Source organism: Sutterella parvirubra YIT 11816 (assembly GCF_000250875.1).
In the GTDB taxonomy this organism is placed as follows: Bacteria; Pseudomonadota; Gammaproteobacteria; order Burkholderiales; family Burkholderiaceae_F; genus Sutterella; species Sutterella parvirubra.
In genome coordinates this window covers 4545-14494 of the sequence record NZ_JH604921.1, presented here as the reverse complement: position 1 = coordinate 14494, position 9950 = coordinate 4545, and the positions used below count along the sequence as shown (strand labels likewise).

Below are 9950 nucleotides of genomic sequence, written 5' to 3'. Positions count from 1 at the left end.
AGACGCCCCGCGCTTTCTGAGGCGAACGCAAATTGTCAAGCGATTCCGGACAAACGCCTAAATCTTTGATCGTAAGCAAAAACACCTAATCGAGTTGCAAAACATGTTGGGAAACGCTTCGGGGTGTGCAAGAATCCGCCGCACTCTCTTCGGCGTCGAGTTCCGGGGCGCGTCAAGACGCCCATCCATCCCCTGACGCCGTCAACCTTTCGAAAGGTACGCAAGCCATGGAGTTCGTTGAGCTTCTTCTTTTGTGTGTTGCGGTCCTTCTGCTGATCTTCAAGCCCGAGCAGGAAAAGCTCGCCTGGTGGCTCACGATCGGCGGTTGGGCCGTTGTGGTCTTCATGTACGTCGGGCACGTCTCGACGGCGATTCTCGGCCAGTTGAATCTCTAAGGAGCGGACATGACGGATTACGCCAAGCCCGTTAACGAAACGGACATCAAGAAGGCCAAGACCTTCTACGACATCGTCTGCTGGGGCGGTCTTCTGATCGTTCTTCTCCCGGTCGGCATCGCCAACATCATCCTCGGCTACCTCATGGGCGACAGCCCCTGCACGCTCTGCTGGGGTCAGCGTCAGCAGATGGCCTACATCGGCGTCGTCGCGCTCTTCATGGTGCGCTACGGCTTCAAGCCGAAGTACCTCGCGACCATGCTCGTCATGGCGGCGATCGGCCTCTACTCCTCGTTCCGCCACCTCGGCAACCACGCCTTCCGCGACGTCGGCCAGGGTTTCGGTCTCGACATCTTTGGGCTCCACACCCAGTTCTGGGCTGAAGTGGTGTTCTGGTGCGTCGTGATGCTCTTCGGCCTTGCGACCTTCCTTGCGCCCCGCTTTGACGCGCTGATCGCCGAAATGCGCGGCAAGCCCTTCCGTCCGCTCACCGGCTTCTACAAGATCGCCTTCGGGATCGTCGCCTTCATCATTGGGTCCAACTCCTTCCAGGCGCTTTGGTCGACGGGTCTTCCCCCGAACTGGGGCCAGGGCGACCCCTACCGCTTCTCTTGGAACACCAAGTACATCAAGTGGTCGGATGAGTCCTGGGAAGGCATGTGGGCCGGCATCAACTTCCTCGGCCGCCGCGACGTGAAGGATCCCGACTTCGCGTACGCCCCGAACGAGAAGAAGCTCGGCATCACGTTCGAACACGATGCCGAAAAGGGTCCCTTGAACGTGAACGGCAAGCTCGCCGTCACCGCGACGCGCGACATCCAGGGCATCGACGCCAAGTTGAACACCCTCCAGAAGATCCGCGGCGAATACGTCGTGACGTCGAAGTACGACTTCTGGTTCCTCGGCGAAGACCTGAAGCCCGTCGTCCACGCGGCGATGGACCCCTGGTTCTCGGCCAATGTGCTTGACATCGTCGGCGTCACCGAATTCTGTGACGACGCCTACGTCCTCATGGGCATGAACAAGTCGTTCCTCAAGATCCGCAAGAACCCGAACGCCGACGACGTGACCGGCTGGCCCAACTTCACGACGGGCCGCGATCAGGTCGAAGCGGTGGACGGTTTCGGCCGCGGCCGCATCGGCACGGAACGCGCGAAGATGTTCTACGTGCACTCCTCCGCCACGGACGGCAAGTACGTCTACATGGCGACGGTCCCCGACAACAAGGACAAGAAGACGTTCGTGATCTCGAAGGCGCTCCAGTCGGACTTCGTGCTCTCGGGTGAATTCAAGCCGACGTCCGACCTCCTGAAGGACGGCCGCAGCCTCGGCGAACTCTACGTGACCGGCATGGTCTACGAAGACGGCCGCCTCTGGGCGGTGTCGAAGAACTTCAACGTTCTGATCGCCATCGACCTCGCCACGGAACAGGTCGTCGACGTGAAGGCTCTGCCTGCCGACCTCACCGACATCCGCGGTCTCGTCAAGTCGGGAGACACGTTCGAAATCCTCGACGGCAACCGCATCGTGACGCTCGAAGCCGCGAAGTAATCCGCTGCTCCTGAAGCTTCACCTGAGGTGAATGTGATCGGGCCGCTCTTCCTGGGGGGAGGAGCGGCCCGATCCGTTTTTTGGGGTCCCGGAGGCGGCCGGGCGCAGGGCGGGGCTTCAGCCCTTCAACCTGTAGAGCGTCGAGCGGCCGCCGGCCTTCTCTAGGAGCCCCGCCTCCACCATGACGGCGAGGACCGTGATCGTGCGGGTCTGAGACCAGCCGAGGGCTTTCTGAACGTTCTTCCGGGCGATCGGCGCGGTCTGGCCCCGGACGGCGAGGAGCGTAAGCACCTCGCCGAACTCGGGCCGGTCGGGGAAGGCGTGCTCAGGGTCGTCGGGATTGGGGAGCCTCGGGAGCGTGATCGTCACGGAGGAAGTCGTCACGTTGAGGAGCGCTTCGACGGACGAGCCCTTGGCCCAGTCGCGGATGAGCTCGATCCCCGTGCCGATCCCGGCCGTGAGGCCCAAGCGGTCAAAGAGCCGGAGGAGTTCGGGGTTGCGGCAGTCGGTGCGGAGCCGCAGAGCGGCGTCGGCGGGGCTCATTGGCTCGGTGAGCCCGCCGATGACGGAGAACGTCACGTTCGAGGGCGTCACGTCAACGAGGAGCGAAGTCTTCCGGGCGTAGTCGCGAAGCGTGAGCGCGGCAGCCAACGCCTCCCGGAGGACGTCCGGCCGGACGTGGAGGTGTTGACCGCGGCCGACCGCGCGATCGAGGAAGTCCTCGGCGCGGATGAAGTGTTCGAACACCGATCCCGCGACGCACTCGGCATCGAGCACCCGGAGCTTCCCGTCGTCCGCAAAGCGGGTGAGGACGAGTGCGTGTTCGCTCTGGTCCGAGCAGATGTGGGCGAGGTTGGTGTAGGCCCGTCGGCGGCGGTCCCAAAAGCCAGGGGGAAGGGCTTCGGGGTTCACGGGCAGCCCGGGGCTCACGGACTGTCCGGGCCGTGCGCTTTCCTCGTGTCCGAAGGGCAGACCCCGCTGACGGAAGATCCCGGCGCAGGCGTTGAAGGTGAGGTCCTGCCGGAGGGCGGTCCGCGCTTCGAAGGGCGTCGGGTTGGCGGCGCGCACCATCGCGGCGATCTCGTCGGCAGTGGCCGGGGCGACGGCTTTCCCCCGCCGCACCCAGACCGTGCCGTCGGGCTCGGGCTCGGTTTCGGTTTCGGTCTTGTACAAGGGCGCGGGGACGCAGGGCCTCATCGCGCCGGCCTCCACGTGGAGGCGGAGCACGGTCCTGCCGTCGAGTCGGACCCGTTCGGTCTCGACGAAGGGGAGGAGACAGGGTTGGATCCCGTCACGGAGGAGGTCCGGAAGTTGGCGTTCGAAATCGTTCGGGTCGCGGAGGCCGGTGACGGTGCCGTCGGACGCGACGCCCATCCAAAGGTTCCCGCCCGCGGTGTTCGCGAACGCCGCGATCGTGCGCAGAAGCCGGGCGTGGTCGGCCGGGGTGCGCGGTTTGGGGAGGAAGGCGTCGGTGAAGGTGTCGGAGCAGGGGATCATCCTGAACCTCTTCAGAAGGGTGGCTGACCCCGACAATCTACCGCGCTTTTCTCACGGAAAACAGGTCTATTCCAACAATCTCACGTGAGATTGTTGGAATGCTGAATTGAAGCGGCCGTTCGAATCGGCCCGACCGGGAAGTTCTCCAACGGGTCGTTCCCGGCGGAAAGGCCTCAAACGGCCTCCGCCTCCTCCATCAACGCCGCCACGTCCTGCGGCGTCTTGACGCCCAACTTCCTCAAGACCGACGCGCGGTGCACCTCCACGGTGCGCAGCGCAATCCCGAGGCGCTCCGCCATCTCGCGGTTGGTGAGGCCGAGGGCGAGAAGCCGTGCGAGCCCGGCTTCGCGCTCGGTGAGTTCGCTCCAGCGGCGGCGGGCTTCGGCAGGGGTGGTGAGGCCTTCGACTTTGGAGAGGCTCTTCACCGCGGCGCGGGCGATGGAGGCCAAAAGCCGCTCGTTGTCGATGGGCTTTTGGATGAAGTCCGCGGCCCCCTCCATCATCGCGGAGACCGCCATGTCGACGTCTCCGTGACCGGTCAAGAAGATAATGGGGAGCGTCAGCCCCAAACGGTTCATCGCGGCCTGGGCTTCAAGGCCGGAGAGCCCCGGCATCCGCACGTCCATCACGACGCAGCCCGGCGCACTCGGGATGTCGGCCTTCAAAAAGTCGTCCGCGCGGCCGTAGGCCGCGGTCTTCCAACCTTCGAGTTCGAGCACGAACTGGAGGGCGTCGCGCAGCTCCGCATCGTCGTCGACGAGGCGGATGAGGGTGCGCTTCTTCGCGAAGGCGGTTTCGGTCTCGGAAGGAAGAGGACGGGCGGTCATGGTCATAGGCCTCCGGGAGCGGCGGGAGTGCCGGGTGTTTCGGACGATGCTTCGGATTCGGACGGGTCGGGCGCGGCGGTCTTGGGCTTCGCGACGGGCAGCGTCACCCGCACGCTGAGGCTCCCCCAGGCGCTCCGGCCGAAGGTGAGCCGTCCGGCGTGGTTCTCGACGATCCCGCGCACGATGGAGAGGCCGAGCCCGAGCCCCTCGGACTTGGAGGAGGACGCCATGTCGGCGAGCGACGTGAGAAGGTCGTCGTCGACCGCCCGGCCGTTGTCCGTGACGGTGAGGACGGCGTGGGGTTCGCCCTCGACCGTCTCGCGCGTGACGGAGACGATGACGGTCGGGGAGACGTAGGAGGTCGACGCCGGGAAGGTGCCGTCCCTCACCTGCGCGTCCAGGGATTCGAGCGCGTTCTTCGTGAGGTTCACGGCGACCAGTTCCATTTCGAGCGGGTCGGCGTCGATGTCGACCTCTTCCATCGGCATGGTTTCGATCACCGACTTCCAGCGGCCCGTGATCCGCAGGTCCGTGACGGCGGAGCCGACGAGGTCCTTCAAGGCGACGACGCTCCGGCTCGCGCCCTGACGCTTGGCGTAGCTCCTCACTTTCGTCACGATCGCGTCGGCGCGGGCCGTCTGGCGGTCGAGCTTCTCGAGCACGTCGAGGATGCTGGCGGCGGGGACGGTGCCGGGGGATTGCGTTCCGTCCGTCTTCCCCGCGGCCTGCGCCATCTTCCGGAGGGCGAAGCTGTAGAGCGAAATCGCGCCCAGGGGTTGGCGCATCTCGTGCGCGAAGATCGTGGAGAGCTGCCCGACGACGCCGATTCGCTCGAGCCTCTGGAAGCGCTCGCCCGCGGCGCGGGCCTTGTCCTCGAGTTGCTTTTGCGTGTCGAGCGCCGTGACGAGGGCACGGGTGCGGCGGCGCACGAGTTGGGAGACGCGGACCGAATGGCCGACCAACCCCAAGGCAAGAAGCGCGGCGAGGATGAACCACTCGCGGTGTTCCGACACGAAACGCCTGACCGTCCACTCGCGCAGGTATGCGTAGGGACCGGTTTTGAGGTCGCGGTAGAGTTGGTCGATGCTCGAGAAGTCCGTCGCGACGCCCCAGTAGAGCTGTTTCTCGCCCACGGGCGGCATCTCAAGGAGCGCACGCGTGACGAGCCTGGAAACGTCGGGGGCGGTGACGGCCGTCGACGCAATCGTCCACGAGGGGTAGAGGTCGGTCGAGCGGCGGCAGGCTTCGCCGGGACCGTCCTTGCGGTTCAGAACCCGGAAGCGCCCTTCGTCTTCGGGGTGCGTTTCGAGCCATTCCTCGAAGAAGCAGAGGCGCACGTTCACGACGTCGGCTTCGCCTTCGCGCAGAAGGTCGAACGCCTCGTGGATCCTCCGGCCGCCGCCCATGTAGGTGACGGTCGAGAAGAACTTCTCGGGGTCGTATCCCAAGCGGGCGATTTCGGCCAAGGGCACCTGCGCGCTCGTGAAGCCGTCCTTGGTGCTCGTGAGAAGCCGCTTCCCCCTCAGGTCGTCCAACGTCGCGAGATCCTCGCGGTTCTCCAAAACGACCAGGGCGGAGCCGTCGTTGTGGTTGGGGTCCGGGTAGTCGCGGGAGACCACGGTCGCGAGGCTTCGCGCGCCGTCCGCCACGAGCCGCACGAAGAACCCGGAGCTCGCGAGAAAGACGTCGACCTCGCCCTTGCGGACGGCTTGGGCGAGCTCGGGGAGCGTGTAGTGCGTGACTTCGATCCGGTCCTCGCCGAAGGTGCGGGCGAGCTGGGCCAACGTGGGATCGACCACCGCCTCAAAGGGCGAGGGCCGCACGAAGGTGATGATCCCGACCCGCAGCGTGTCGATGTCGGGGAACTGGAGGTGAATGCTCGCCGACGAGGTGACGTCGGCGAGCTCGGGGGAGGACGTTGCGGATGCGGCGGGCGCAGCGGACATGGTGGACATGGCGGACGCGGCGGGCGAAAGAAGGCCGCCCGCGAGGACCGCGAGCGCGAAGAGAGTGCCGAAACCCTTGCCGACCCTGCGCATGGTCCGACGTCCCTTACTCGATCGTGAGCGCCCGCTCCGCGCGGATCACCGCACGGACGACGGCGAGAAGCAGTTGGTGCCGGGGATCGATCCCCGCCGCCGGGATCCGCTCCACCCAGTCCAAATGCTGGGCGAGGAAGTCGACGGCGTCGGTCAAAAGCGCCTCCACCGCCTCGCGGTCGCCCTCCGCCCCTGCGGCGTGGAGGCGCTCGGTCATGAGGCCGTAAAAGAGGAGTTCCCGGCCCAAATGGTCGGGCGCGAGGTCGTCCCCCGTCGTGAAGCCGTAGAGGCGGTAGACGGCGTCCGCCGCTTCCGCCGCCTCGGGTTCTCCGCGCACGTGCGCTTCGCGGATGAGCTGCGGGTCGGGCGCGTCGTGAAAGTCGTCGTCAAGCTTCAACGCCTCGCGGACGTCGTCCCTGAGGGTGCTCTCCAGAATGTCGAAGCCCATCGCCCAACGAAGCGCTCGGTTCCTTGAGCGCAGAAGCTCAGGGGTCGCCGCGCCGCGCGAGAGCGTGACGCCGGCGGCGGCGAAAAAGCGCCCCACACCCATCATCCATTCGATGAGATCTTCGTCGGCGCGGGATTCGAGGAGGGGCTTCGGATCCGTCGCTCGACCGTCAGCTCGGCCGACCAGGGTCATGACGTCGGGCGCAGGATCGTTCTCCGCGGGCGCTTCGAAGGGGTTCCCGGGGCGGTCCGCCCACGAGGGCTTCGCCGGGGCGGCGTCGGTGTCGGAGTCGGTCGGATCTTCGAAAGGATTGTCGAAAGAATGGGCGGCGTGCTTCGTCATGCGGACCTGCGGGGCTTCAAAAGTGGATACCTGCGCATTGTGCGGGGTGCGGGCGGATTCTTCAAGACGGAGGGGGTGAGGCGGGGCGTGCGGGCGTGCGCCGTTCGCGGATGGGTGCGGCCGGCCGGGCGGCGGTGCCGGCCGATCGACAAAAAAATCGGCGTCCCGCCGTGCAAGGACCGGGACGCCAATCGAGCGTGTCGGGGTCTTGTCGTTGTCGTTCGTGCCCCGTGGGTGTGTCCGCCGCTCGATCCGGTGTGGTCGGGACCGGAGAGACTGCGGACGGCCGGTCGATGGGATCTCCTCTCCGAAAGATCGGCGCTGTGGACCTCGCGGGACGTGGTTGACATCTCTTTCCCTACGCGGTCGGCGCAAAGTATAAGTAGATCCTTTGGGGGATCATATGGGGTGTTTCGCTTAGGTCCTTTGACACATCTCTTTGGGGGCGTTTCTCTCCCGAACAGGCCGTTAAGGCTCCGTGAACCTTTACTCCGATAGAATGCGCAAGAACCTGATCCCAACGGGATTTTGAGGGCAGCCGGGGCCACGCGAACCGGACGGATTCGGCGTTCGCGCCGGATGCCTGCGGCCCGCCTGAACACCCGCGGGCGAGCCCTCACTTCTCTTCACGCCAAACGGAACCTCCGACCTTGACGACCACGCTTCCCGCGGCCGTCGATGCCGCCGAATCCGCTCCGCGCACCGACGCGGACCTCCGGCCGGACGCCTCCCGCGCAGGAGACGCCGCCGACGCCTTCACACCCAAGCGGAGACGCGTCCCCGCGCTCTTCGGCGGGGAACTGAACGCCCGCGACCTTGTGCTCATCGGGGTCTTCGCCGCCGCGGCGAAGCTCTCCGCGATCGTGATCGCGCTGGCCGGGGGCGGCTTGAATCCCCTCGCGCTGATTTTGAAGAACACCGTCGTCGCGACGCTTCTGGTCGTCCTTCTCGTCAAGGTCGCGAAGCCCGGCACGATCATGATCTACACGGCGGTCACCGTGATGGTGGGGTCGCTCTTGTCGGGCTCCGCGATGATGCTCGCGCCCGGCGCCGTGATCGGCGCCTTCTTCGGGGAAATGTTCTGGCGTCGGCCGTGGCTCGCCGTGGGCGTCTCCGAATTGATCGCCAAATTCGTCGCGCTCGCCGTCGGGTGGGTGTTCCTGCGCGAGAGTCCCCAACTGATGAAGGTCGTCGTGCCGGTGGTGCTCTTGGGCGCGACCGGCACGCTCTTCGGCCTTTGGCTCGCCCGTTCCACCGTCAAGGAGTTGCGCCATGCCGGCTTCCTCAAGCGCTTCGCATAAGTCAGAGAGGACGGGGACGCCGCACCGCGTCTTCCCCGAGCGCGTCGACGCCGCGACGAAGTGCGTACTCGTGGCCGTCACCGCTGTTCTCGCAGGGATCCTGAAGGGCCCGGTGCCTCTGATCGTTCTTTGGGCGCTGACGCTCGCCTGGGCGGCGACGCTCCGGCGTCCCGCGCTCCTCGTCAAGGTTCACGCCGTGGTGTTGGTGCTCTTCGCCGTCGCCTGCGGCTTCGCGATGGGGATCACCGTCGGGGGCGACGCGGTCGTGAGCCCGGCGGCGCTGGGGGCGCCGTTCCTCCGGGGCCTGGCGATGCTCAACGTCGTCCTCGTGTTAGCTCTCTCGTCGAAAGTCGAAGACCTGATGGCGGTATTGGAGAACCTCCGGCTCCCCTTCGTCGTCTACCTTCCCGCCGCCGTCATGATCCGCTTCATCCCGACCTTCATGGATGACGTCCGGATGGTGCGCGCGGCGCTGCGGATGAAGGGGATCGACGCGAGGTTCTGGTTGGCGCACCCGTTGGAGGGCGCCCGCATGGCGTTGATGCCCGTGCTCTTCAGAGCGCTCCGAAGTTCCGAGAACCTCGGGCTCGCGGCCGAGATGAAGGGCGTCACGGGCAGGCTCACGCCGAAGCCCCGTCCGCCCGTCTCGGGCGAGACGCGCACGACCCGCCGGGCGGCGTTTCTCGCGACCGTCGTGACGGTCGTGGTGTGGCTGACGTTGGGCGACTGGATGGCGCCGGAAGTGGCGATGCCGGGGTGACCATCATGACGACGAACCATGACAAGTTGGAAAAGGCCGTGACGGAACCGTTGATCCGCATCGAGCACCTCGACTTCGCGTACGACCACGAGAAGAACGTTTTGGAAGACATCAACCTCACGCTGGAGCCGGGGCGCGTGGTGCTCGTCACCGGGCATTCGGGCTCGGGGAAGTCGACGCTGCTCTCGGTCGTCAACGGCGTCATCCCGAACGTCACGGGCGGCTTGATCCGCGGGACGGTCCGGGTGGCGGGGTTGGAACCCGAACGTGCCGGACTCGGCGCCGTCGGACGGGTGGCCGGGACGCTCATGCAGGATCCGGAATCGCAGTTCTTCGCGCTCTCCGTGGGGGACGAACTCACCTTCGGGCTTCGCGCCCGCGGGGTGGCGTTCGGGGACGCCGAGCGGCGCGCCCGCACGGCGGCGGCCCGGATGGGGGTCGAATCGGAATGGACGCGGGACATCCACGTGTTGTCCGAAGGTCAGAAGCAGTTGACGGGCATGGCGGGGCTCCTCGCCCTCGGTCCCAAGGTGGTGCTTTTGGACGAACCTACCGCCAACCTGGACGAAGCCGGCCGCGCCGCGCTCGCGCACGTCCTCAAAGAAGTGAAGGCGGGCGGCCGGGCGGTTTTGGTCGCGGACCATCGTCTTGAATGGCTTCGCGGCGTCGCCGACGAAGTGATCCTGATGGAGTCGGGCCGCATCACGGCGAGAGGCACCCTGGAAGAGATCGCGGGGCGCGCGGGCGTGCGGGAGCTCTCGGACGAAGGCGCCGGCCGGGCGCTTCGGCA

At 66.3% G+C, this 9950-nt stretch carries 9 protein-coding genes; 5 read left to right on the top strand and 4 right to left on the bottom strand.

Annotation, left to right across the window (positions count from 1 at the left end):
* Nucleotides 1-227 precede the first annotated feature (227 nt).
* Together dba and dsbI are read left to right on the top strand one after the other, a co-directional pair.
* The gene (gene dba / locus HMPREF9440_RS03335) at nucleotides 228-395 is read left to right on the top strand and encodes a disulfide bond formation protein Dba (protein ID WP_008541504.1); all 168 of its coding nucleotides are present in this window, start codon (nucleotides 228-230) and stop codon (nucleotides 393-395) included.
* A gap of 9 nt (nucleotides 396-404) precedes the next feature.
* On the top strand, nucleotides 405-1946 hold the full coding sequence (gene dsbI, locus HMPREF9440_RS03330) for a disulfide bond formation protein DsbI (RefSeq protein WP_008541502.1): 1542 nt from the start codon (nucleotides 405-407) through the stop codon (nucleotides 1944-1946).
* A 117-nt stretch (nucleotides 1947-2063) separates the two neighbouring features.
* Here the strand turns inward: dsbI and HMPREF9440_RS03325 are convergent, their stop codons facing one another.
* The 4 genes from HMPREF9440_RS03325 to HMPREF9440_RS03310 form a co-directional block, all read right to left on the bottom strand.
* A complete protein-coding gene (locus HMPREF9440_RS03325; protein WP_008541501.1) occupies nucleotides 2064-3443 on the bottom strand; it encodes an RNA-binding domain-containing protein in 1380 nt (459 codons plus the stop codon).
* Nucleotides 3444-3616: 173 nt separating this feature from the next.
* On the bottom strand, nucleotides 3617-4270 hold the full coding sequence (locus HMPREF9440_RS03320; protein ID WP_040763402.1) for a response regulator transcription factor: 654 nt from the start codon (nucleotides 4268-4270) through the stop codon (nucleotides 3617-3619).
* Between the two features lie 2 nt (nucleotides 4271-4272).
* Nucleotides 4273-6309: a sensor histidine kinase gene (locus HMPREF9440_RS03315; protein ID WP_008541499.1), complete on the bottom strand. Its 2037-nt coding sequence runs from the start codon at nucleotides 6307-6309 to the stop codon at nucleotides 4273-4275.
* Between the two features lie 13 nt (nucleotides 6310-6322).
* Nucleotides 6323-7099 (bottom strand): molecular chaperone TorD family protein, encoded by a 777-nt coding sequence (locus HMPREF9440_RS03310; protein ID WP_008541498.1) that lies wholly within the window; start codon nucleotides 7097-7099, stop codon nucleotides 6323-6325.
* Nucleotides 7100-7749: 650 nt separating this feature from the next.
* On the opposite strand from HMPREF9440_RS03310, the gene HMPREF9440_RS03305 reads away from it, so the two are divergent.
* The 3 genes from HMPREF9440_RS03305 to HMPREF9440_RS03295 form a co-directional block, all read left to right on the top strand.
* Nucleotides 7750-8400, top strand: a complete 651-nt coding sequence (locus HMPREF9440_RS03305; protein WP_008541497.1) for a hypothetical protein — start codon at nucleotides 7750-7752, stop codon at nucleotides 8398-8400.
* Nucleotides 8372-9160 (top strand): energy-coupling factor transporter transmembrane component T family protein, encoded by a 789-nt coding sequence (locus HMPREF9440_RS10435; protein ID WP_008541496.1) that lies wholly within the window; start codon nucleotides 8372-8374, stop codon nucleotides 9158-9160. The genes HMPREF9440_RS03305 and HMPREF9440_RS10435 overlap by 29 nt, the downstream gene beginning before the upstream one ends.
* 5 nt (nucleotides 9161-9165) lie before the next feature.
* On the top strand, nucleotides 9166-9950 hold a 785-nt coding region (locus HMPREF9440_RS03295), incomplete at its 3' end, for an energy-coupling factor ABC transporter ATP-binding protein (RefSeq protein WP_148516331.1).

Excerpts from the sequence above, each read along its gene's own strand:
- dba (WP_008541504.1), top strand. The coding sequence starts at position 228 with ATGGAGTTCGTTGAGCTTCTTCTTTTGTGTGTTGCGGTCCTTCTGCTG.
- dsbI (WP_008541502.1), top strand. The coding sequence starts at position 405 with ATGACGGATTACGCCAAGCCCGTTAACGAAACGGACATCAAGAAGGCC.
- HMPREF9440_RS03325 (WP_008541501.1), bottom strand. The coding sequence starts at position 3,443 with ATGATCCCCTGCTCCGACACCTTCACCGACGCCTTCCTCCCCAAACCG.
- HMPREF9440_RS03320 (WP_040763402.1), bottom strand. The coding sequence starts at position 4,270 with ATGACCGCCCGTCCTCTTCCTTCCGAGACCGAAACCGCCTTCGCGAAG.
- HMPREF9440_RS03315 (WP_008541499.1), bottom strand. The coding sequence starts at position 6,309 with ATGCGCAGGGTCGGCAAGGGTTTCGGCACTCTCTTCGCGCTCGCGGTC.
- HMPREF9440_RS03310 (WP_008541498.1), bottom strand. The coding sequence starts at position 7,099 with ATGACGAAGCACGCCGCCCATTCTTTCGACAATCCTTTCGAAGATCCG.
- HMPREF9440_RS10435 (WP_008541496.1), top strand. The coding sequence starts at position 8,372 with ATGCCGGCTTCCTCAAGCGCTTCGCATAAGTCAGAGAGGACGGGGACG.